Origin of the sequence: Acinetobacter amyesii (genome assembly GCF_023499985.1) — a bacterium.
Classification (GTDB): Bacteria; Pseudomonadota; Gammaproteobacteria; order Pseudomonadales; family Moraxellaceae; genus Acinetobacter; species Acinetobacter amyesii.
This window is the reverse complement of record NZ_JAMCOU010000039.1, coordinates 12,434-35,108: the sequence shown is the minus strand read 5'-3', so window position 1 is coordinate 35,108 and position 22,675 is coordinate 12,434. Positions and strand designations below refer to the sequence as shown.

Below are 22,675 nucleotides of genomic sequence, written 5' to 3'. Positions count from 1 at the left end.
AAAACCGAAAAGAAAATACATATTGTCATTTTAATGTTTTGAATATTGATGCAAATTTAAACGTAATAATAAAACAGTTAGGTCAGGGAAAGGAACTTCTCGAGCCGATAAGGAAAAGGATGCTTGGCTCCGCTAGGCTCCAAAATAAAAAATAGGAAGACTCATGCAAAATGATACACAAAACAGATCCGGCATCGTCGGGCTGTTAAGGTATGTCTGGACAGAATGGATTTCGACTCTAGTCGTGTTGATCTTGCTTCTGCTTACATTGATTATCGGGACAGGGGAGATGATTCATGGTCAGCTTCTGCGTACTGGTGAGCGTTTGTATGGTAATGAAAGCATTGGGATGCAGTATTCATTTTTACGTGCAGAACCGACCAAGCCAGATTGTGACCGCCACCCAGATGTAGAAAAAATGGTGCAAACGCAAATGAAAGCCAATGCGGCTGACGAATTTGCTGACATTTTTGGTACAGCATCTGAATCCGATGTACGTGCATCGGTCATGGCAGGTGTACAGCAATGTGAAGAAAAATTCCAATTTTATGACAAAGCAAAAGCTTATTTAGATGAGCATCCAAGTATTCGTACTTATCGTGCGATTGAAACGACATTCTTTGGCATCTTTAAATTTGGTTCCGAAAACCGTGTATTGATTCTTTTACTGATGGTCTTGGTGTCTGCCATTACTGCTTCAGTGAAGTTCCATCATATTGGTCTACGTGCGCCAACAACACGCTTGGATTATAAAGTCTATGCTTTATTCATGGCGATTGGGAATGGCCTATTAACCTTCTCGGTATATAGCCAATTTAATTCAGTCCTGAATTCTGGGGTGAAATCGACCACAGAAACCTTGGTGGTATATTGGTTGTGGCTAGCCCTATTTGGTATTGTCACCCTCATCAGTATTTATCAGTTCTTTAAACCACCTGCTGCGAAAGAGCCGGGGCCGGGGAATATTGGTTTTGCGCTATTGAGTGTTCCGTTATATGCCTTTATGGCGATTATTACGGGTGTGGCGTTTACCTTCTTTATGGACTATCCAATGGGTCAGGGGATTTACCTTGGACAATTGGTTGAATTCTCTGGGATTTTCCTAAACCTTGCATTGTTTATTTGGGCCGGGATGTTATTGACCCAAACGCGCGTGATGGATTTGTTCTTGGGGATTTTACGTCCATGGAACTTAGCACCTGAGACTTTGACGTGGTTAATTCTGATTGCTGCGGCTATTCCAACTGCTTATACCGGCGCTTCAGGGATCTTCGTTGTAGCAGCCGGTGCAATTATTTATAAAGAAGTGTGGAACTCTGGCTCTCGTCGTCAGTTCGCACTCGCTGTATCTGCAATGTCAGGTTCCTTAGGTGTGGTCATCCGTCCATGTCTATTGATTATCTTGATCTCGATGCTTGATAGCCGCCATGTCACGTCAGATGAACTATTTGATCACGGTATCTATGTGTTCTGGCTAACAGCATTCTTGTTCTTGGGTATTTCACTGTTCTTGGCAGAAACACGTTTCCGTGTGGCATCGCCGAAAGTGGCTATTCCGGGCATGCTGAAAGCATTCATTCCCGTGATTCCGTATATCGTACTGACCTTGCTTGTGATTGCTTTCTACAAGTACGGTTTAGATACGCAAATGGATGAATTCACTGCCCCTGTGGTTCTACCGATCATTCTGATTGTTTACATTATGTTTGACCGTTGGTTTGCAGATCGTTTTACTTCGCAAACTGTAGATGCACATGAACAACTCAGCTTACAACATGAGCAAAGTTCTGAGTTCATGCGTGAACATGGTGGACATGGGGCTAACCGTCGTGGTTTCGGTAGTTCAATTTGGTTTGCTTCTTCAGAAACGGTTGGACACATTGGCGCATTAATTATCTTAATGGCCTTGTCGGCAAGTGTCGGCGGTTTGATTGAACGTACAGAAATCGTTGAATTATTACCAACGCATTTGGGCAATATCTATATTTCATTGGCCTTTATCGCATTGTTGTTGGCGATTATTGGTATGACGACAGATCCATTCGGGGCAGTGATTTTGGTTGCAGCAACGATTGCACCAGTAGCTTATGAAAATGGTATTCATCCGATTCACTTCTGGATGATCGTTTTGGTTGCCTTTGAGCTCGGTTATGTTTCGCCACCTGTAGCGCTGAATCACTTGTTGACACGACTCTCTGTCGGGGATGAGGAGGTGCGGGCAGCAGATGCAGAAGCAAAAGCCCAATACACCAATTTCTATTATCGCTATGAACGTTGGATTTTACCGATCCTTGTATTGTTCCCAGCTTTGGTGATCGTGACTTATGCGCCTTATATTCTGAAACTGTTTGGTTGGTACCAATAAATTCGCAGTGAGCTATAAAAAAGCACCTTCGGGTGCTTTTTTATTGAATAAGGGGACGCGCGATTGATAGTAAATGAATGAGATCTTTACGACTTTTTAAACTTATTTTGTAGGATCGGACTACAAAGCAAAATCGCTAAAAATATAAAAGCAAAGCCGAATAGGCTGTAAATGTCTGGCAATTCTTGCCACAGGGCAAAGCCCCAAATACCCGCAAAAATAATCGCGATATAGTTCACGGGGCCAATTTGACCTGCGGGTGCAAGCTTATAGGCATTGGACATAAAAATTTGACTGATATTGGCCAAAAGCCCCGCTGTAATCAGAAAGGCTAACTCCTTTAAACTATAAGGACGCCAAAGCCAGAACATCGGGATCATGGAAATGAGCGTGCCAAAAAAGCAGAAATAAAACACAATGCGTTCAGGCGGCTCGGTTGCTGTAAGGGCACGGACAGTGACAAATGCCATGGCTGCCAAGAAGCTTGCGGTCAGTCCGATCAGTGATAACTGATTAAACATTCCTGCATCGGGCTTTGCGACGAAGAGCACGCCGATTAAACCAATGACTGCGGCAATGAGCATACTCAGGGTCATTTTTTCTTTTAAAAATAACCATGCAATTAAGGGGATGAAGATCGGCGAGGAATAGGTGAAGACCATGGCATTGGAGAGTTTTAAGTGGGCAATGGCATAAAAAAAGCCATACATTGCCACCAAGCCTACGATTGAACGCCAGGTATGCATCCACAATTTTTCAGTTCTAAAAAATGTGCTGCCCTTTTGTAGGATCAAAGGTAGAAAGATCAATAAGCCAACCGCATTGCGAAAAAATACGATGGTGGCATTATCTACTGTGTGGGATGCGTAGCGTATACAAACCCCCATGATGGAAAAAAGCAGCGCTGACAGCATGAGAAAGCCAATTGCTTTGGGGATATTTTGTGGCGTTGTAGTAGTGGACATAACAAAAAGGCTAGAAAATCTGATGATATTCTAGCCTATAAGTACGCATGGTGTAGCAGAAGTCAGTTATTTTGCTTGTTGCGCTAACTGTGCTTCGAGTAATTTAATTTGTTCTTCTTTCAGTTTAATCAGCTCATCTGCATCTGAATGTTGCTGTTTTAAGCTTTGCTCCTGATCATTCAATTGTTGTTGAATGTCATCTAATTTGGCAATTTCTTCTTTGGCTAAAGAGGCATTTTCAGGTACAGCTGCATCTAAAATGTCTTCTTCGACCAATTTAAGGGTTTCAGTCTCTGCGACAGGGACTGATGCTTCAGTTTCAGATTGGACTGGGACTGCAACAGGCGGTTTAGCCGGTGCAGCGACCATTTCTTCTTGAAGCGCAGATTTATCTGCTGTACTGCTGCTTAACCATTGATATGCAAAAAAGATAGCAATCAATAACGTTAAGCCCCCAATGATTCCAACTAACAATTTTGGATTATGTCTTTGATCTTCTGTCATTGCTTGACCTTAATTTTTATTTAGGCTGACGTGGCTTAAATTGGATCACACCGATATCGTCTGGCACGGCAGGTTGTTCAGGTTGATCGACATGAGTCGGTCGATTTTCACTGTAACCACAATCAATGCATTCGATCCATTCGTCTTCGCCAGAGGTCAGCATGACAACCCGGTCCATCGCTTGGCATTTTGGACATTTTGCACCTGCAATGAAGCGTCGTTTAATGGTCATCATACTTACCTTGAATCTAACTAAGGTGCCTAGTTTAAGCGTTTTTAGATGCGTTCGTCCAACCTTGATGACGCAGCAGAGCATCTATTTTTGGCTCGCGTCCGCGGAAATTGATAAATGCGTCAAGTGCCGTATCTTTTCCGCCAACTGCTAGAATAAATTGTCTAAACGACTTGCCAGTCGAAGTATTAAAAATTCCTTCATTTTCGAATCGGTCGAAGGCATCACTTGCCAAAACCTCTGCCCATTTGTATGAATAATAACCAGCAGCGTAACCACCTGCGAAGATATGACTGAAACCATGTTGGAAACGGTTGTATGAAGTGGTGGGTGCAACTGCATATTTTTGACGAATATCATCTAAGGTTTTTTGGATGCCTGTAGCGTCCAAAGCAGGGTTGGCCTTATGGATATTTAAGTCAAACATGGCAAATTCAATTTGACGTAACGTTTGCATCCCTGACTGGAAGAAACGCGCATCTTGTAGTGCTTTTAACAGATCGGCTGGTAAAGTTTGCTTTGATTCTATATGTTCACTAAGTAAATCTAAACTTTCTTGATCCCAAGTCCAAAACTCCATGAATTGACTTGGCAGCTCTACAGCATCCCACGCCACGCCATGTGTACCAGCCACAGCAATATTATCGACTTCAGTGAGCATGTGATGTAAGCCATGACCAAATTCGTGGAACAGCGTCGTTACTTCATCATGAGTGAGTAAAGTAGCTTGCTCACCGACAGGTGGGGTAAAGTTGCAGACCATGTAGCAAATTGGTTTTTGCAGACCATTTTCAGTTTGCATGCGTGAACGGAAGCCGCTCATCCATGCGCCGCCACGTTTACCGCTTCGTGCATACAGGTCAAAGTAAAAACCGCCAATCACGCTGCCTTGATCTTCAAGTTCAAAGTAACGTGCATCGGGATGCCAAACAGGCGCTTCACGCTCGATTACATTGATGCCATAGAGACGATTTACAATGCTGAACAAGCCTTGAATAATCTTAGGTGCAGGGAAGTAGGGCTTCAGGTCTTCTTGTGACAAATTAAACTGTTGAACTTTGAGTTTTTCTGAGTAGAAAGTGGCATCCCACGGTTGTAACTCAGTGATACCGTCTTGCGCTGCAATGGCTTTCAGTTCAGCGATTTCTTTCTCTGCTGGTTCACGCGCATGTTGTGCCAATTCAATCAGGAACTGATCTACAGTTGCCACATCGGGTGCCATTTTGCTTGCTAAAGACAATTCGGCGTAATTGTTAAAACCAAGCAGGCTTGCCATTTCCTGACGTAGCTTCAAGATTTCTTCCATGACCGCTGTATTATCAAATTCAGCAGAGTCTGCCTGATCAGAAGCACGTGTGGTATAGGCTTTATAGAGTGCTTCACGCACTTCGCGGTCTTCTGCATAGGTCATAATGGCAATATAAGACGGGAAGTCGAGTGTGGCTACAGCCTGTTCGAGTTCGCGTTGCTGACCATATTGTTTCAGAAGTTCAATACTGCCTTGAGGTAGTCCTTTGAGCTGCGCTTCAGTTAAAGGTTTGAAGTAGGCTTGGGTGGCATCCAATACGTGATTGGAAAAGTCTGATGATAACTGTGAAAGTCGTGCAGATATTTCTGCATAGCGTTTTTTCGCTTCACCTTCTAAGGCTACGCCTGAAAGTTTAAAATCTCGTAACGCAAGTTTAATCGCGCTTTGCTGTGCTGGAGGAAGCGTGTCGAATAAACTGTTGTCATGTACATGCTGATAGGTTTGATACAAAGCTGTATGTTGACCTAGCTGTGTATAGTACTCACTCAGGCTGGGTAATAAAGCCTGATACAGCTCACGGGTTTCCGCGTTGTTCATCACAGCATTTAAGTGTGACAACACGCCCCAAGCTTCGCTCATATTATTTTCTAGGCGATCAACTTGTTCTAAGGTATTCAGTTGTTGCTGAATCGAATCAGGGACTTCTGTTAATTCATTGAGAAATTGCTGACCTTGTTGAATGGCGCTTTGAATTTTTTCTTTCAGCTGTTCCAATGTGATTTGGTCAAATTGTGGAACAGGTAATGTTGCCTTTTCTAAAGTCATATCCGTCTCAATTATGTAATGTCTTGTGTTAAGTAGTAAGGGCATTGATCAAAAAATCAAGTTTGATAGTATGTTTTCCAAATTATAACTTTTGATTTTGAGACAAATTATTTATGTCAGGGATAATAAAAGATAAACCAGTTCATATTTCTTATAGGACTTACTTATCAAATAGGAAATTAAAAAGTAAAAAAACCAATAAAATCTCTCGACTTGATAAGCAACAAATTGATAGAGGAGAGAGAGTAATTAGACGTATAGTTGATTTAATTAAGATAGAGGAGGTAGAAGAAATATATGGTGAAGTTTTATTAGCTTTATTTGGTACAAAAGATTTAATGAAGTTACAGTCTAAGTTAGGAATATTATTGCCCTTAGAAGAAAGTAAAGTGAAACAAAATTTGAGAAGATTAGGGTTAAGTGAGGAGCAAATAAAGCAATATTATTTGAAAAATTTATGGGTCTTAAAAAAATATCTTCAAAGTCTTAATAAATAAAAGAGCGCCGAAGCGCTCTTGATTTAAACCTTAATCCGCAGATGATTTTGCATTGGATTTTTTCTTTTTCGGTTTAGATTTTTTCTTCACTTTATCTTTAGCCTTCGCTTCAGATTTGCTTGCAGATTTTTTAGCAGGCTTTTTACCGAATGAACTGGGCTTAGATTTCGATTTTTTGCGTCGTATGGGCTGTTCTCCATCTTCAGCAGCGTTGGTTTTACGCTCTGAAAAGACTTCTTCTTTGGCTGTAGGCTTTGCAACACGAGGGGCACGCGCTCGAATAGCACGACCTGCATGGCTCAATTGTTGAATCAATTCAAAGTCGATTTTGCGCTCTTCTAGATTTACACCAGCGACTTTGATTTTAACTTCATCGCCGAGACTGAAAACTTGACCACGAGATTGACCAATTAAGCTCTGACTCGGTTGGTCATAGACGAAGAAGTCATCACCCAATTGGCTGACGTGGATCATGCCATCAACATATAAGTCTTTGAGCGTTACAAACAGGCCAAATTCAGCAGTCGCACTGATGGTGCCGACAAACTCTTCACCCAAATGCTGCTGCATGTAATGGCACTTCAACCATGTAGTGACAGAACGTGAAGCTTCATCTGCACGGCGTTCGGTCGCAGAGAAGTATTCACCTGCATCATCCAGCGAAGCACCAGAAATTGGGTAAGGCTTTTTCTTCAATTGTGCTTTGATGGCACGGTGAAGTAACAAGTCTGGATAACGACGGATTGGAGAAGTAAAATGTGTATACGCTTCGTAGGCCAAGCCAAAGTGACCTGCATTGTTCGCGCCATAATAAGCTTGCATCATTGAGCGGAGTAAAACGGCATGAATGCTTGGAGCATCAATACGGTCTTTGGTGGCATCAATCACGGCTTGATAGTCAGCTTGAGTCGGCTGTTCAGGGAATGGCAGCCCCAATAATTTCACAAAATCACGAACCTTTTGAATGCGTGAAAACTCAGGTGGCTCATGCACACGGTACAGCATTGGAATTTCATTTTTTAATGCATATTCTGCCGCTGCGACGTTTGCCAACAACATACATTCTTCAATTAGCTTATGTGCATCATTACGGCTGCGCGGTAGGATTTCATTAATACCGCCTAGCTCATCAAAGGTCATATAAGTTTCAACGGTTTCAAATTCCATCGCGTGGCGTTCAGCACGTAAGCCTTTCAACACTTGATACAATTGGAATAAGGTATTGACCGATTTACGTACATCACGGTCGTCAGGAATGGCTTGACTATTACCCTCAAAATATTCGGCCACTTGAGTATAGGTCAAACGAGCTTTTGAATGCATTACACCCGGATAGAACTCAAACTTAGTGACACGACCCGCGCGAGATAAGTTTAAATCACAGACCATACATAAACGGTCTACGTGTGGGTTCAAAGAACATAAACCATTCGACAGCGCTTCAGGCAACATCGGCAATACAAAATGAGGGAAGTACACCGATGTACCGCGCTCTTGAGCTTCGTCATCGAGCGGTTTACCCGGACGTACATAATGGCTGACATCGGCAATTGCCACCACAACACGATAACCACCACCCGGACGTTTTTCCGCATACACGGCATCATCGAAGTCGCGTGCATCTTCACCATCAATGGTGACAAGTGCTAAATCACGTAAATCGACACGACCTTCACGGTCTTGTTCTGATGGCTCTTTAAAGCTGTCGGCTTCTTGTTGTACCGCTTCAGGGAATTCGTAAGGTAAACCAAATTCTAATATGGTTTGTGGAATAATAATTTCAGTGTCTGCTTTATCTGCCATCGACTGAACAATATGACCTGTCGCAAATTCTTCTTTGGTTGGGTAGCTGTCAATCGCAATACGCACAGAGTCGCCGAGTTTGACTTTGGCATGCTCGATTAATTCTCTTTCTAACGTAATCGGTTGGTGTGCATTGGGATTTGCCGGCTGAATAAAATATTCACCTTCATATTCAGACACTTTACCGATAATTTCTTTGACACGATGCTGTAGAACTTCAGTAATAAAGCCCCATGCCTTGCCTTTACGGTCTACTGATGTTTGGCGGACTTTAACGCGGTCACCATTAAACACCTGACGCAACTCACGTTCAGGAAGTAAAAGGTCATCTTCACCGCTAATATTGGCTGTGCCTAAACCTTTTGAGTTGATATAAACCGTTGCTTCATGAGTCGGTTGCTCAGCTGCAAGCTGGAACTTAAATCCATCTTTCATCAACTGACCATCTCGAACCATCGCAATCAGACGATGACTCAGTGCATCAATACTTTTTTGATCGGCAATTTCAAAATGTTCTACAAGATCGGCATGCGACATTGCAGTTTTCAGTTGTTCAATCGTCTCTTGAATTAGAGTACGGCTTGGAATTGGATTGTCATAACGTTCGGCTTCAGCTTTTGCTTCAGGGTCGACCCAGTTTTTCATATGTATTTGGCTTCAAATCAGAAGATTAGGATTAGCATAAGTCATGCAAGCAGATACTGCACGCAATTGATTGCAATAAAGTGTTTTATGCCGATATTTTATAATGTCTAAAGCTGAAAAGTAGGGGATAGCAGCGCGTGCTGAACTAATTTTGCACTAATTTTTTGAAAATCGTTTAAAAAATATCTAATTGAGTAAAAAAATGAAAAAAATATAACGACTGTGCTTGCAGTCGTATCATGATCTTTGTATTATGGCGGCACGTTACGGTGAGATGGGTGAGTGGCTGAAACCACATCCCTGCTAAGGATGCATACGGGCAACTGTATCGAGGGTTCGAATCCCTCTCTCACCGCCACGATTTACTTATGTCGCGCTCATAGCTCAGCTGGATAGAGCACTTGGCTACGAACTAAGGGGTCGGGAGTTCGAATCTCTCTGAGCGCACCAATAAGTAAATCTGAAAACGTAGTCTTTTAAGACGACACAAGTACGCGCTCATAGCTCAGCTGGATAGAGCACTTGGCTACGAACTAAGGGGTCGGGAGTTCGAATCTCTCTGAGCGCACCAACTTGAAAAAATTACCGCACATGTTGCGGTTTTTTGTGCTTGTGATTTATCGCTTTGATATAGCTGTCTTTTGTTTGGATTCTATTAAGCGTTCTATTTCATAAAACTACCCATCAGTAAATTTCAATTTTGCTTATCTTCTATAGATAACCCTTTTTTCAGATATTCATAGTGATGCAATTTTTTTAAATCTAAGTTTAAAAAAGAATTGAGTGAGTTAAAGCCGAGATTCAATGATGGCGATAGATTTGTTATCTATCTTGAGCATTTATACGTGAGTATTGCTAAGTTTAAATTCCAAACTTGTGATGCAAAAGCCATTAAAAAAGTAAATCTAGCTGATTTTTAGCGTGTTTAAAGGGTAATTGTTTATTTGCTGTGCGTTTGGTTAAATTTATATGAAAAAGCTCTTAACAAAAAATAAAAATCACGTATAATGAGCCTCATCAAGACGTCGCGCTCATAGCTCAGCTGGATAGAGCACTTGGCTACGAACTAAGGGGTCGGGAGTTCGAATCTCTCTGAGCGCACCAACTTGATCAAGATTGAAAAAACCGCACATGTTGCGGTTTTTTTGTGTCTGAAATATAGCTAAAAACAATAAATTCAGCTCATCACTCGAGGTTCTAACTTAACGTCTGTTTAACTTTAAGTGCAAAGACCGTATTTCCGCCTAAAGCCGGCAACATGTCGTGATACGGCATACTGCGCATAGCACGAAGTAAAAAAGGCGCTTTGTCATCAATCTTCATCGCACTGGTCAATTGTAATAACGACCCTTGTTGTAAGGGGCGAATATGCATGGCACCTCGGACAAACTTTAAGTCCCCACCTGTCGCGGTATATTGATTTTGCAGTAAGTCGGGATAGTTAAAACGCATTTTAAAATCAAAGGGAATATTGATCACACCTAAACCCACCGAAATTTTATAGTCGGCATCCATCAGGTGCGGATTAATTTTCTGCACTTGCATATGTTTAACTTGTCTTGGAAATAAGTGCTTGAACGAAGACACATTAATCCAGCGCTGTAAGCTCGAAGGCTCTTGTGCATAATATTGAAAACTGGTGCTAAAGCGCATCAATTCATAATTTTGCCCAAAGGGAACGCGCTGCGCTGTCAAAATAAAGGACACAGGTTCTTTTGAGCTTTGACTTAATTGGGTGACTTTGTCGAGTTGAGAGGCATTTAATTTGAGTTCAGGTAATTGATTTGCAGCGAGAGTTTCGCTGCTAAAGGCTTTAAATCGGCGCTGTAATGATTCGAGTAAAAAACCATTGGTTCCCGCAGGAATCCCTAATTTGGCATCGGGTAAGGCATTTAATATTTTGCTAAACACAAAACCTTTGGGCTGATTTAAATCGCCCCATTGGGTCACACTAATCAAGGTGTGTTGAGCATCGATCTCAAACCATTCAATTTTCCCTGCACCAAAGGGCACCGGTGCTTGTAGAACCAAACTATTAATGCTGTTGTGATCAATTTGGTGCTGCATCACCACGGTTTCTTTAAAGTTTAAAACCGGAATAGGTGTCGGGATATGGATGCGGTATTCAACTTGGCTGGTTGAACCTTGCTGTTGCAAAACCTCAGCAGATTTTAGCGTGGGAAATAAGCCAGCATAGTTTGGATAATTACTGAGTAATCTGGACACATTTTTGCTGTTGGTTGGGACAACCACGGCGGCACTTTGAAATTTACCAACGACTTTTTGACCTGCTTTCATCGTGGGCAGACTAATCTGCTGTGAGGGATGTGCAAAAATCACGATGTGATCACCGGCAAGATTTGCCAAGGCTTTGGCATTGCCATTAAACAAGTCCAAACTACTAGGAATCTGGGGTTGCCATTGAACGAATTTGGCCCAACTGGTCGATATGCTCAGTCCACTCAGAAACACTAGCATCATGATTATTTTTGTTATCTGTATGTCACATCCTGCGTATGCAATCTTTTATTTGTTGCTGTTTTTAACGTATTTCTAGATGGAAGGGAAGTAGTGATGTGTTACAACCGACCATTAAAAAGCATGAAGCAAGTTTGAATTGTGGTGTAGTATTTAGCGCAATTCATTTTTAAATATTCATACGCTTATGTCTGAGAATCTACCTGCATTATCGCTGCGCTATTTTTTAAATCTAGAAGAATCACAGGATGGTTTTGCACTAGCTACTTTTGGCAAAAAGCAATTTACGCGTTTTTTAACGCCAGCCATTAGCCTTGGGATTATCATCTGGGGTTTTTATTTGGGTGTAGATGGTGTCGGTGCCTACTATGTTGGGCTGGGTGCTTTCTTTTTACTTCTTCAAGGCATCATGCGTTATTGGTTTTTACCGATGATGTTTAAACGCCAGTTTGTAAAATACCAATTGGGTAAAAGTGAACAAGGTATTGATTTATTTCAAGACTATGCAGAAATTCATGCCAATGGGCGTAAGAATGTCTTCCATTATGCTGAAGTGGCAAATTTTGCTGAAGGCAAATTGACCTATATGCTTGAGCTGAAAAATAAAACCGTGATTATTGTGCCGAAAAGTGCATTTAAAGATACTGCGGACCAAGCGATTTTTAGCAATACTTTTCAGCACTAAGACAATCTATTCATAACAAAAGAGGGAGTAGTATGCAGTCACGTCCATCTAAAATTGTTTGCGTCGGTCGTAGTTATGCAGATCATGCCAAAGAATTAGGCAATGCAATTCCTGACCGTCCTGTACTTTTTATGAAGCCGCCAAGTGCATTAACCGCATTAGAGCAAGGCATCTCATGGAATCCTGCATGGGGCAGTTGCCACTATGAATGCGAATTAAGTTTGCGTATTGATCGTCCTTTATCGGCTGAAACTGATACACGAAAAGCCTTAGAAGCAGTGGGAGCTGTGACTTTGGGCCTAGACCTGACTTTGCGTGATCTACAAGATGACTTAAAGAAAAAAGGTCAGCCGTGGGAACGTGCCAAAGCTTATGATGGTTCTTGCATCCTTGCGGATTGGGTCGATGTCCAAGAGGTGGTTCAAGATTGGAAAGATGTGCATTATACCTTGCATGTCAATGATGAACTGCGTCAGAACGGTGATACCGCATTGCTGATTTTTGATGTGGGTACATTACTGGCCGATATTAGCCAAGTATTTAGTCTTGAAGTGGGTGATGTGGTCATGACGGGTACGCCTGCGGGTGTTGCGGCACTACAGTCAGGTGAGCAGTTGAAAATGACCCTGAAAGGCAAAAATCAGGATTTTGTTTGGATAACTTTTGTCAAATAATCTGTGAACGAAATACAAAAAAGGCTGCTTAATGCAGCCTTTTTTTGATTGATCTATTCAGTGCTGCTTGATTGCGGTGGCTCATTCGGTTGTAAAGGGCCGATGTCTTTCCATGTTTCATAGGTCTCGGCCATATGCTGTGAGTCGGTGTCTCCCAATGCACCTGCTTTGGCATACCATTGTCGCGCTTTTTCACCATCTCGAATATCATAATGATAATAATGTGCCATTTTCATCGCCGCGTCAGCATCTTGCCCTTGTTCTGCGGCATAGCTTAAATATTCAGCTGCTTTGTCGGGTGTAGACGAAGGGTGTTCAGAAAAATAGTGTTGATTTCCCAAGACTTTGATCGCTTCGACATTCTTTTGTTTGGCAGCTTTTTCATACCAAATTTGCGCTTGGTGCTTATCTTGAATTAAGCCTTTTCCAGTGTCGTACATCCAACCAACGGTATATTCAGCAGCAGGATCATGAGTCTTTTTTGCAAGGTCTAGCACCCAGTGTGCAAGGAAAATATTACCATCTTGCTGCATCTTTCGAATCACTTGATCTGCATGTGGGTTGCCTTGATAGGCTTGAGTCATCAACCATGCGAATGCGTCCGTAGTGCCTTGATCCGCAGCAGCTTTGTACCAATGGACACTTTGTTCGATATTTTGTTCTGTGCCCATTCCACTGAGGTATAAATCACCCACTTTCATTTGCGCAGTCGCATCACCACTTTGAGCTGTTTTGAGTGCGGATTTAAATTCGCGCTGTTCTTTGGAACTACAAGCCGTTAAAAATACGGCAGATAAACACAGCGCTAAAATGGTTTTTTTATTCATTCGAAAGGGAGTCATTATCATTCTTTGTGGATTTTTTGATCTTAGCGGATTGTTGAATCACTTTATAGAGACCCTTATAGCTAAATTTAAACACATTTAGGGCTTTAAAGCAGATTTTCTAAACTGATCTGGGGTGCAAAGCATCCATTTTTTAAACATATTAATAAACGCCGAGGCATTGGCATAACCAAGTTCTAAAGCAATATTTTCGACGGTTTGACCTGCGTTGAGCATCGACATGGCTTTCATAACTTTGAGACGTTGTCGCCATTCATGCAGGGACATCCCAAGTTCTTTTTGACAATAACGCGCCAGAGTACGTTCTGTCATGTTTATCTGCTGTGCCAATTGCTCAAGCGCGCTCTGATCTGCAGGATGTTGATGTAAATAATCAAGCAGTTGTTTGAGGGCAGGGTGTTCCGAATGCGGTAAATAGCTACTGACCAATTTGGCTTGATGCAGTTGATCTAAGATCACATGGAGTAAGCGTTGATATTCGGCCGTATTTTCCATGAGGTCGGCTTGTTGATGCAACAGACGCAAATGGCTGAAGATAGCGGTGACTAAGGGGGAACTGAGTAAAATCCCCGGTTGTTTCGGCAAGTGGGTACATAGTGATTCATGTACATATAAGGTTCCATGTGAAACCGCAGTACGATTTAAACCACTGTGTTCTAAGTGTGGGGGAAGCCAAATGCCATAAGGTGGAGGGGTAATATAGTCTATCTGGTTGATGTTCACTTCCATTACGCCATTAAAGGCATAGACAAATTCACCCCAAGCATGCCCGTGGACGGGATAAACAGACAGTGCAGGATCGTCACGAAAACTGATCCACAGTGCTGCTTGAATTTCATCGTTGGTGGGAAGTTGTTGCAACTGCGTATGATCTGCACGAGCTTTATGACGCATGAGAAATTTTGCCTGAATAAGAAGATCACTTGTCTATTTTGAAGTATATATTTTATTTCTGACAGTTCTATAGTGTTGCTTGTCGTATTGTCGAGTAAATAGTGTGGAACAGCGTAAGGCGCTAGATGCAAAAGCTTCTGGTCTGATGATTATTTTGTGCATGATTTTAGGGATTCAACAGGTCATTTTGAAATTGGCCGCGGTTGATATTGCGCCGATCATGCAAATTGCCATTCGATCGGGTTTGGCTGCGCTGTTGGTCTTTCCACTGATTCGTCTCAAGCCGGAAACACATTTATATACACGCGAATACTTGCTACCGGGTATCTGGTTGGCGTTTTTATTTTCAGCTGAATTTATTTTAGTGGCAGAATCCCTGCGCTATACCTCTGCATCACATACTGTTGTCTTGCTCTATACCGCACCGATATTCGTGGCATTAGGTTTACATTGGAAGTTGCCTGAAGAAAAGCTTACAGCGATCCAGTGGGTCGGTATTTTTATTGCCTTTTCAGGTATTGTCCTGTCGTTTATGGGACGTGAAAGTAGCACTACAGTCAACACTCAAGCCCTGTTGGGTGATGCGATGGCATTACTTGCAGGGGTGATGTGGGCCTTGACCACCATTTCATTAAGACTCACCAAACTCTCTAATGCACCTCCGACTCAGACCTTGTTTTATCAGTTAGTCGGTGGATGCGTGTTTTTATTACCCGTGGCGTGGCTGACAGGACAAATGACTGTACATTGGACGGTGCTGTCCATCAGCAGCATGATTTTTCATGTGCTCATTATTTCATTTTTCAGTCTGATGCTGTGGTTTTGGCTGTTAAGTAAATATCTGGCCAATGGTCTGGGCGTTTTTTCATTTCTCACCCCAATCTTTGGTCTGGTCTTTGGCGTATTGATCTTAAATGAAACGATTGAACTGAACTTTATCTTGGGGACGGCCTTAGTAATGGTCGGGGTGATGACGGTAACCTTGCATCAATGGTTAGCTAGATTGATGGGACGTCAGCGTACAGCGATCTAAGATCATGTATAAATAAAAAAAGGAGAGCTACGGCTCTCCTTTTTTTATTTACGCTTATTTTTCTTCAAAAATAGTCGCAAGTGGAATCGAGAGTTTGGCCGCGAGATAATCATCCGATTCGACCAGTTGCGGCCCAATTTTTTCCATCCAAACATCATCTGGATCGACGCGACCTAAATCTTGCCGTTTAGGGAGCGGATAGGGCAGCTTACTGTAAAAACTCCAAAAGTCCACTTGGGTTAAATTACGAACTAAAACATAATGATCATCATCTGTACGTTTAATCAGGTGTTGCTCTTCAAACAATAAAATATAGCTTGGCAGGCGGCCGATTTCATCACGCCCTAAAACCTCAAGCGCTTCTTTTTCTGTCACGCTCTGACCGAGTTTTTGCTTTTTATAAAATAATTCAAGCAAATCCATCAACATAATAACAGGATGACGTTTTTGGTCGTTGCCCGAATTGAAAGCGGTCAGTGCATAACTAATTTCTACCCCAATCAGTACGATATTCCATGAAAGGAATATCCAAAGCAGGAAAATTGGCACTGCAGCAAAAGCACCGTAAACGATTTGATAACTGGTGAAATTTGACATGACAAAACCAAAGAGGTTTTTGAGCAGTTCAAAGACCACCGCACTAAAGACACCCGCGATCAGCGCCGCCTTAATCGGCACACTGCGGTTGGGAATCGTCCAATACAGAATGAAAAAACCTAAAATGGTCAATGAAAAAGACAAGATCCACAGCAGAAAAGCCCCATCCAGTTCATAGCCGGCAAAATTATTGCTGAGGACATTCATAGAGGCCAAGGTAGATGACACAACAAATGCGCTACCCAGTAAGATTGGGCCTAATGAGATAATAGTCCAATAGCGCATAAAGCCAATAATGCCGCCCCGTGTCTCACGCACCCGCCAAATTCGGTTAAATACTGTCTCAATGCTGGTCAGCATCATAACTGTGGTAATGAATAAAAACAGTACACCAATAACAGTCAGGTTACTGGATTTATCGGTGAATGCATTCAGTGCTTTATCAAAAGCAATTGTCGTTTTAGGTAGGAAATTACTATAAATCAATTGTTGAAGCTGTTGACGAGCAGGTTCTAAAGCTTTAATTGAGGAGATGATGACCAAGAATACGGTCAACATGGGTACCACTGCAAACAAGGTGGTATAGGTTAATGATCCTGCTTGTTCACGGCAGCGATCGGCTTCAAAACGTCGAATGACAAATAAAACAAACTGAAACCATTTCTTGTCGTAAAAGGGAAGTTTTTTTAAAAATGCTTCGATCATTCGTTCAAGTCTCGAGTTATTTTAGTCATGTTTATGCAATTTTCATCACTTAGCTTAACCAAAAAATAGGAAAAATACCGTATAGTTTTCTTTTTTCATTGAATTTATAAAAATGACGCAAGCTTATGTACTGGTGCTGTATTACAGCAAATATGGTTCAACACGTGAGATGGCACATTTAATTGCCAATGGAATTGAAGCGTCTGGAATGGCAGTAAAAATACGAACCGTTCCAAATTTATCTACTGTGGTGACTGACGTGCAGCCCAGTATTCCTGCCGAAGGCGATATTTACTGTAGCTTAGATGACTTAGCGCATTGCTCAGGTTTAGCCCTTGGTTCGCCAACACGTTTTGGTAATATGGCGTCGGAAATGAAATATTTCTGGGATCAAACCACAGCGCTTTGGCTCAATGGCGCATTACATGGCAAACCTGCCTGTGTGTTTACCAGTTCAGGTTCAATGCATGGGGGACAGGAAAGTACTTTGCTGACCATGCTGCCGCCTTTGTTTCATCACGGAATGATGGTTATGGGTTTAAGTAATGCCCATCCGGCATTATCAAATACCAAAACGGGTGGTACACCTTATGGTGCAAGCCATGTCAGTGGTCCACGCCATGATCAGTCATTGAGTCAAGATGAGCGTAATTTGTGTGAAGAGCTGGGTAAACGCCTAGGCGAAGTCGTCAAAAAGTTGATTTGATACTTACTTGCTCTAGGAAGTTGCGCTAACTTTGTAGCGAACGAGCAAGAAAAGGCTTAAATATTGCACTTTTCTTGCTTTATTTACGTGTGACTTCTTTTTTATTTATGACGTTGTATACCGACCAAAATATAAAAATAAATCTGTCGAACTATTCCTGAAATATTAAAAATAAATGATATCAACAATGTATTGAAAGTTTTTAAATACAGCCTGCTCAGTGATGGTTTCGAGTCGAATATTGCTCTGTCTTTGGGCGCGTTATTTTTATTTTTGATTACATGATTTGTATTTAAATTTTTTCTTTAGGGTGTGTGATGTCTATTGTTAATTTTCTAATGACTTTCCTGTGTTCCGTATTGGCTGCATCTTCCTTGTGTACGGCAATGCCAGTTTATACAGTATGGATTTCCCGCAAGAGAAAAAGCCGAAGAAAAAGAATTTTTAGCGAAACAAGATCAAGTTAAAGTGGACTCAAAATCTTTAACTGATGTTTCAAAATAATTGATTCGCCATGGTTTTCGAATAGCATTTCAATAGACTAGAAATACATATTAGAAAAACAATAACCTATAAAAAAAGAGCGCTGATGCGCTCTTTTTTTATATCCAAATTAGTCTTGATCCGAAGTCTTTGCAGCGTCTTCAGGCTGTTGCTCAACTTCAAAGCGCTGTTTGCAATCTAAACATTGGTAGTCGAGAAAAATATTTTGATCGACGATCACGCCGGCTTTTTTACCAAAACGGTGTCCGAGGAAACCGCCTGTGATACCGACGCTAATTGCACCAACAAAAGTCCCGATGGTTCCGCCCATAATCACGCCAAGTGGGCCAGCAGTCACGCCACCAATCGCAGCACCAATAGATGCGCCAGATGCCGCACCACCGACAGTCCCTGCAGCAGTTCCTGCACCACTGAGTAAGACCCCACCAATTTTTTGTAAGTTTTGTTCATGGTTACGCTTTTCAATATGGGTTGATCCACATTTTGGACATTTAACTGTCGGTTCCATGTTTTGATCTTCTGTATTCATAACTTTCCGTAGCCTTAAAAAAATAAAGTGGCCGAATTTATGGTGCAGCATAAAGTAATTTGACAGATGAGTAGTTGACCCATTCGATCAAATGCAACGATTTTCCTGAATTTTATCGAGTTTTGCACACCGATGTTTTGTCTGCTTGTAACTAAGGCGTTAAAAAGTGCGCTTTATGTCACCTTAATCGCAAATTTTTAGTAAAAAAAAGAACACCTGATGTGTTCTTTTTTCTTTTGAACGAAAACTTAGTCACGAACAAATTCAACTGTACCATTCGCCAGTGATTTCACACGTGCCAATGATTCAACGCGATAGCCTTTTTCAAGCAAAATATCACGACCAGGTTGGAATGATTTTTCAATCACGATACCGATACCCAATACTTCAGCACTTGCTTGATGAATAAGATCTGCAAGACCTAAAGCCGCTTGACCATTGGCCAAAAAGTCATCAATCACTAAAACTTTATCTTCAGCATTGATGTGCTTTTTAGAAATCGCGATAGTGCTTTCAGTTTGTTTTGTGAAAGAAAACACTTTTGAGCGATACAAATCATCTTTTAACGTCAAAGATTGATATTTACGTGCAAAAATCACAGGAACACCAAGTTCAAGACCAGCCATTACCGCAGGTGCAATACCTGATGCTTCAATCGTAATGATTTTTGTGATGCCAGCATCTTTAAAAAGACGGGCAAATTCTTGACCAATTTGTTGCATCATCACAGGGTCAATTTGGTGGTTCAGGAAAGAATCGACTTTCAGAACTTCTTCAGAGAGAACGATACCTTCAGCTAAGATTTTCTGTTCCAGAGCGTGCACGGGAGAATCCTCGAGGGGGCAGGTGCTTTTTAAAGCAAAAGCGTATTTTAAAAAGCACCGTGAAAAATGCAAGCGAAATTGATCAAATCAATTAATTTGTTGCACCTTTATAGCCCGTTAACAATAAACCGTAAGAGGTTTTATTGTCTTGGTGGGAAACTTTGACAGGTAGATAATCTAGTTTTGGTGCTAACCAGAAGGTGGTTTGACGGCCAGGTTTGTCATGGCGCATCACGACTTTCACGGTGTCAAAAGTTCCATAAGTGGTTTTCACTTTTTCAGTGCCTTGTTTCACGAACTTACGAGCTTCAACCTCTTTGGCATCGGCAATGTAGTAATTCGATTTCAAACCACCATTTTTTAAATCTTCACGAATTTGCAATTCAGCATTGAGTTCATCTAACACACCTGATTTCCACGCAAATGAACGCGCTTTATCATCTTTTTTGGTATTAATGGTTTTTGCGCCAGCATTAAAATTAATATTCATGGTGTTGTTGTGCACCAAAATTTTGCTGCTGCGGCTAAAGCTGTTCGAGTGAATTTGGCTGCCATTTAAACTAAAACGACTGGTTTCAGTTGCAGAGGCCATCGCACCAGCTTTTGCTGCGAAAACATAGGTCCAGTTATTCCCAGATTGTTTTAGGGTACGTGTTGCAGAACCCAAGTTTTTGCCGTTGTAATTAAACTGGTAGCTTGCTTGGAATGGACTCATGGCAAATGACTGACTTGAGAAACCAGTCAAAAGCAGTGTAGTCGATACCCCAGCAACAAGACCTAAATTTTTCAAAACTGAATGTGCCATAAGTATGGTTTTCCTATTCAATAGAAGTGCGGTGGGCTAAACCACCTGATATGTTTATTATGCGGCTGGATTGTGGAGAATCACGTCACAAATCCGTGCCTAATGTATATATTGTGTAGCGTTTTATAGGCTCAAGATATCTAAGTACAGGATAAGTCTAGCTTTCCTTTTGTTTAATTGGCGTGACTTCATCATCTTTTAAATTTGAATCATCCCAGTCTTCAATCCGTTCTTGCGACATCTTGGTGAACAATGCGGTTAAATTAACATTACCAATCACCACCAATTCGGCCTCACGTAAAACAGCATGGTTGACATGGACTTTGCCCAATGTGTCGATAATCGATCGACTTTTACCGAGCCAGCGATTCAGGTCTAAATACAGTAAATCATCTTTAACTTTGATCACATTGAGCTTTTCCAAAATCATACCCAATGGATCTTGGTTGAGTACTTTTTGATAGAACCATAACGCCATGCGCACGCCCATCTTATACAGAACATTTGGATACTTCGCTTCAATCACTTGTGTATCACTAATTTGTTCAAATACGATCAATTGGGTTTGTTTGTTGAGTTCCATCTGTACCAGTTTTAAATCAACAGAGAGTGTTATGATCAGCCCGTTATAATCCAATGTAGCATACAGTCGAAGCCAGTCATCATGCAGGTCAGCATGCAAGTCTTTGAGCATTTTCACATTATCGGTCACAAAGCGCTGAAATGTCGCATTTAAAAACACTTGAGACATTGGGAATTCACGCTCATCTTCAATAAATCCTTCAGCTTTTTGGTACACTTGGCGTATACGTTTAGCGATATTGGAAACTAGCGTTTGCATAAGAAGTGCATCCTGACAAATTATGTTTTTTAACGATGTTTATCTTGTCGATTTCTATAAAAACACAAGGTTTTGATCTTGCAGTTTAGCAAAATAAATTGCACCATTTTCATGATTTTAATTGTGCATTATCGATGTGTTGATGGATTTCTCGTTTTCATCAAAAAATGAATACGAGTTTTATTTTATACTGTTTTAAGCAGTTTGGGGAATGCGGCAAATTGTCGGTTTAATGTGATGCTGAAAAAAATAACGTTCATGCCCTTGATGAAAGAGTGGTGGAAAGATCCCATATTTGCAACTGCATTGGCGTTTGCTGCTGTGTTGCATTTGGCTTTTTTAACCATGCAATTTTCCATGCCCCAAGAGGCGGATTATAACACCAAAGAAATTGCAGTTTCTTTACGTTCTACGACGGAAAAAATTGAACATGCAGACTTTTTAGCACAAGCCGATCAGCAGGGCTCTGGGACATTCCGTGAGTCACATCGTATGTCGAGTGACATGCCTGCACCGATGATCGAACAAAAAGCCGGTGAGCAAAAAAGTGAAGCTTTAGAACAACTGCAACAAAAGAAAGAGCTGAGCTTTGAAGACAAAGTGTTGATGACAACCTTGAGTTGGCAAAAACAAGCGGAAGAAAACAGTCGTAAAAAAGCCGTTGAGGAGTTGAATAGTCAGTTTCAGGCCAAGGCTGCGATGGTGGCGAGTATCGAAGCTCAATATTTACAACGTCAGCAAAACTTTAGCCGTCAGCAAAAAATTAAAACCATTGATGGTATTCAAGCCAAGCAAGATGTTTCTGCTGCTTACATGGAAAAATTTCGCGAAAAAGTCGAATTTTACGGTAACCGTTATTATCCTGAAGCAGCAAAACAGCAGCAGCTCCGCGGTGAAGTACGCTTAATGGTTATTTTGAACAGTAATGGCGGGATTCGTGCCATTCGTTTGATCGAAAGTTCAGGTTCAAACTTATTGGACGAAGCTGCAAAAACCTCTGTACGTAAGGCGGCACCTTTTGGTTTGTTTGATGCCAAAATGAAAGACATCTCAGAACTTCGTATTGTGCGTACTTGGCGCTTCGATCCTGCAGAAGCAGAATTTGAGGTGCGTTAATCAGTTGTGATAGCGTCGCAAAACTTCGCAGATTTCGACGCTAAAATTCGTATACCATTGGTTTTTTCCCAATTGCTGCGCCACTAGATGTTGTGCATCTTGTTGCCAAGCTCGAATGTCTTCTAATGTATTCCAGTAGGAAAGGGCGATTTCATGCTCACCCTCTGTCAGCGCTTCAAAATGTTGACAGTTAAAGTGTGTCAAGGCTTTGTCTCTAAGCTGCTGTGCAGTCGAAAAATACAGCTCATCAAGCGTACGAATGCATGCTTTAAAAATCACGACATATTGCATATCTTTCCTTCCTTGGTTTCTCTGACGATAAAAAAAGCGAGCCGTAGCTCGCTTTTTGGGTTC

Annotated in this window: 21 protein-coding genes and 4 tRNA genes; 11 read left to right on the top strand and 14 right to left on the bottom strand. The window is 41.6% G+C overall.

All coding sequences use genetic code 11. The annotated features are described in order from the left end of the window. Positions 1 to 163 precede the first annotated feature (163 nt). Entirely contained in the window at positions 164 to 2,365 is a 2,202-nt protein-coding gene (locus M5F03_RS15290) for a TRAP transporter large permease subunit (protein ID WP_180121472.1), read from the top strand. 86 nt (positions 2,366 to 2,451) lie between these two features. On the opposite strand, the gene M5F03_RS15285 is transcribed toward M5F03_RS15290, so the two are convergent. From M5F03_RS15285 to M5F03_RS15270, 4 genes are all read right to left on the bottom strand, one after another. Beyond that, positions 2,452 to 3,330, bottom strand: coding sequence for a DMT family transporter (locus M5F03_RS15285; protein WP_180035669.1), 879 nt, complete (start codon positions 3,328 to 3,330; stop codon positions 2,452 to 2,454). A 66-nt stretch (positions 3,331 to 3,396) separates the two neighbouring features. Next, a complete protein-coding gene (locus tag M5F03_RS15280) occupies positions 3,397 to 3,834 on the bottom strand; it encodes a hypothetical protein (protein ID WP_078192446.1) in 438 nt (145 codons plus the stop codon). A gap of 16 nt (positions 3,835 to 3,850) precedes the next feature. Next, positions 3,851 to 4,060: a YheV family putative zinc ribbon protein gene (locus M5F03_RS15275; protein ID WP_171256675.1), complete on the bottom strand. Its 210-nt coding sequence runs from the start codon at positions 4,058 to 4,060 to the stop codon at positions 3,851 to 3,853. A gap of 40 nt (positions 4,061 to 4,100) precedes the next feature. Further along, positions 4,101 to 6,140 carry a M3 family metallopeptidase gene (locus tag M5F03_RS15270; protein ID WP_249708823.1) on the bottom strand — a complete coding sequence of 680 codons (2,040 nt, stop codon included), beginning with the start codon at positions 6,138 to 6,140 and terminating at the stop codon, positions 4,101 to 4,103. Between the two features lie 113 nt (positions 6,141 to 6,253). Between M5F03_RS15270 and M5F03_RS15265 the strand changes: the two genes are divergently transcribed. Next, positions 6,254 to 6,637 (top strand): hypothetical protein, encoded by a 384-nt coding sequence (locus M5F03_RS15265; protein ID WP_180133481.1) that lies wholly within the window; start codon positions 6,254 to 6,256, stop codon positions 6,635 to 6,637. Between the two features lie 30 nt (positions 6,638 to 6,667). Here M5F03_RS15265 and rnr read toward each other — a convergent pair whose 3' ends face one another. After that, positions 6,668 to 9,085, bottom strand: coding sequence for a ribonuclease R (rnr, locus tag M5F03_RS15260; RefSeq protein ID WP_249708822.1), 2,418 nt, complete (start codon positions 9,083 to 9,085; stop codon positions 6,668 to 6,670). Between the two features lie 268 nt (positions 9,086 to 9,353). On the opposite strand from rnr, the gene M5F03_RS15255 reads away from it, so the two are divergent. From M5F03_RS15255 to M5F03_RS15240, 4 genes are all read left to right on the top strand, one after another. Continuing rightward, positions 9,354 to 9,443 (top strand) — tRNA-Ser (locus M5F03_RS15255). Between the two features lie 15 nt (positions 9,444 to 9,458). Beyond that, positions 9,459 to 9,535: transfer RNA gene (locus M5F03_RS15250), tRNA-Arg, on the top strand. A gap of 44 nt (positions 9,536 to 9,579) precedes the next feature. Next, positions 9,580 to 9,656: transfer RNA gene (locus M5F03_RS15245), tRNA-Arg, on the top strand. A gap of 456 nt (positions 9,657 to 10,112) precedes the next feature. After that, positions 10,113 to 10,189: transfer RNA gene (locus M5F03_RS15240), tRNA-Arg, on the top strand. Positions 10,190 to 10,282: 93 nt separating this feature from the next. Here the strand turns inward: M5F03_RS15240 and M5F03_RS15235 are convergent. Further along, positions 10,283 to 11,566, bottom strand: a complete 1,284-nt coding sequence (locus tag M5F03_RS15235) for an SRPBCC family protein (RefSeq protein WP_249708821.1) — start codon at positions 11,564 to 11,566, stop codon at positions 10,283 to 10,285. A 184-nt stretch (positions 11,567 to 11,750) separates the two neighbouring features. On the opposite strand from M5F03_RS15235, the gene M5F03_RS15230 reads away from it, so the two are divergent. After that, positions 11,751 to 12,248, top strand: coding sequence for a YcxB family protein (locus M5F03_RS15230; RefSeq protein WP_078189254.1), 498 nt, complete (start codon positions 11,751 to 11,753; stop codon positions 12,246 to 12,248). 32 nt (positions 12,249 to 12,280) lie between these two features. Continuing rightward, positions 12,281 to 12,922, top strand: coding sequence for a fumarylacetoacetate hydrolase family protein (locus M5F03_RS15225; protein ID WP_249708820.1), 642 nt, complete (start codon positions 12,281 to 12,283; stop codon positions 12,920 to 12,922). A 53-nt stretch (positions 12,923 to 12,975) separates the two neighbouring features. Here M5F03_RS15225 and M5F03_RS15220 read toward each other — a convergent pair whose 3' ends face one another. Continuing rightward, a complete protein-coding gene (locus M5F03_RS15220; RefSeq protein WP_249708819.1) occupies positions 12,976 to 13,749 on the bottom strand; it encodes a tetratricopeptide repeat protein in 774 nt (257 codons plus the stop codon). Between the two features lie 96 nt (positions 13,750 to 13,845). Next, positions 13,846 to 14,661, bottom strand: coding sequence for an AraC family transcriptional regulator (locus tag M5F03_RS15215; RefSeq protein WP_180106942.1), 816 nt, complete (start codon positions 14,659 to 14,661; stop codon positions 13,846 to 13,848). A 103-nt stretch (positions 14,662 to 14,764) separates the two neighbouring features. On the opposite strand from M5F03_RS15215, the gene M5F03_RS15210 reads away from it, so the two are divergent. After that, complete coding sequence (locus tag M5F03_RS15210; RefSeq protein ID WP_249708818.1) at positions 14,765 to 15,694, top strand: DMT family transporter; 930 nt, start codon at positions 14,765 to 14,767, stop codon at positions 15,692 to 15,694. A 54-nt stretch (positions 15,695 to 15,748) separates the two neighbouring features. On the opposite strand, the gene M5F03_RS15205 is transcribed toward M5F03_RS15210, so the two are convergent. Continuing rightward, positions 15,749 to 16,996: a YihY family inner membrane protein gene (locus tag M5F03_RS15205; RefSeq protein WP_078192438.1), complete on the bottom strand. Its 1,248-nt coding sequence runs from the start codon at positions 16,994 to 16,996 to the stop codon at positions 15,749 to 15,751. A gap of 112 nt (positions 16,997 to 17,108) precedes the next feature. Here M5F03_RS15205 and wrbA point away from each other — a divergent pair, with 112 nt between their 5' ends. Beyond that, positions 17,109 to 17,702: an NAD(P)H:quinone oxidoreductase gene (gene wrbA, locus M5F03_RS15200; RefSeq protein WP_180010538.1), complete on the top strand. Its 594-nt coding sequence runs from the start codon at positions 17,109 to 17,111 to the stop codon at positions 17,700 to 17,702. A 613-nt stretch (positions 17,703 to 18,315) separates the two neighbouring features. Here wrbA and M5F03_RS15195 read toward each other — a convergent pair. The 4 genes from M5F03_RS15195 to M5F03_RS15180 all read right to left on the bottom strand — a co-directional run bounded on the left by M5F03_RS15195 (position 18,316) and on the right by M5F03_RS15180 (position 21,205). After that, positions 18,316 to 18,714, bottom strand: coding sequence for a hypothetical protein (locus M5F03_RS15195; RefSeq protein ID WP_143221573.1), 399 nt, complete (start codon positions 18,712 to 18,714; stop codon positions 18,316 to 18,318). A 269-nt stretch (positions 18,715 to 18,983) separates the two neighbouring features. Further along, positions 18,984 to 19,559, bottom strand: a complete 576-nt coding sequence (locus M5F03_RS15190) for a xanthine phosphoribosyltransferase (protein ID WP_078189246.1) — start codon at positions 19,557 to 19,559, stop codon at positions 18,984 to 18,986. A 91-nt stretch (positions 19,560 to 19,650) separates the two neighbouring features. Further along, positions 19,651 to 20,364, bottom strand: a complete 714-nt coding sequence (locus tag M5F03_RS15185; protein WP_180010540.1) for a DUF3108 domain-containing protein — start codon at positions 20,362 to 20,364, stop codon at positions 19,651 to 19,653. 157 nt (positions 20,365 to 20,521) lie between these two features. Beyond that, a complete protein-coding gene (locus tag M5F03_RS15180; protein ID WP_078192433.1) occupies positions 20,522 to 21,205 on the bottom strand; it encodes a hypothetical protein in 684 nt (227 codons plus the stop codon). 258 nt (positions 21,206 to 21,463) lie between these two features. Here M5F03_RS15180 and M5F03_RS15175 point away from each other — a divergent pair, with 258 nt between their 5' ends. Further along, positions 21,464 to 22,321 carry an energy transducer TonB gene (locus tag M5F03_RS15175; RefSeq protein ID WP_213066202.1) on the top strand — a complete coding sequence of 286 codons (858 nt, stop codon included), beginning with the start codon at positions 21,464 to 21,466 and terminating at the stop codon, positions 22,319 to 22,321. Here M5F03_RS15175 and M5F03_RS15170 read toward each other — a convergent pair whose 3' ends face one another. Continuing rightward, positions 22,322 to 22,612 carry an antibiotic biosynthesis monooxygenase family protein gene (locus M5F03_RS15170; RefSeq protein WP_249708817.1) on the bottom strand — a complete coding sequence of 97 codons (291 nt, stop codon included), beginning with the start codon at positions 22,610 to 22,612 and terminating at the stop codon, positions 22,322 to 22,324. Positions 22,613 to 22,675 lie beyond the last annotated feature (63 nt).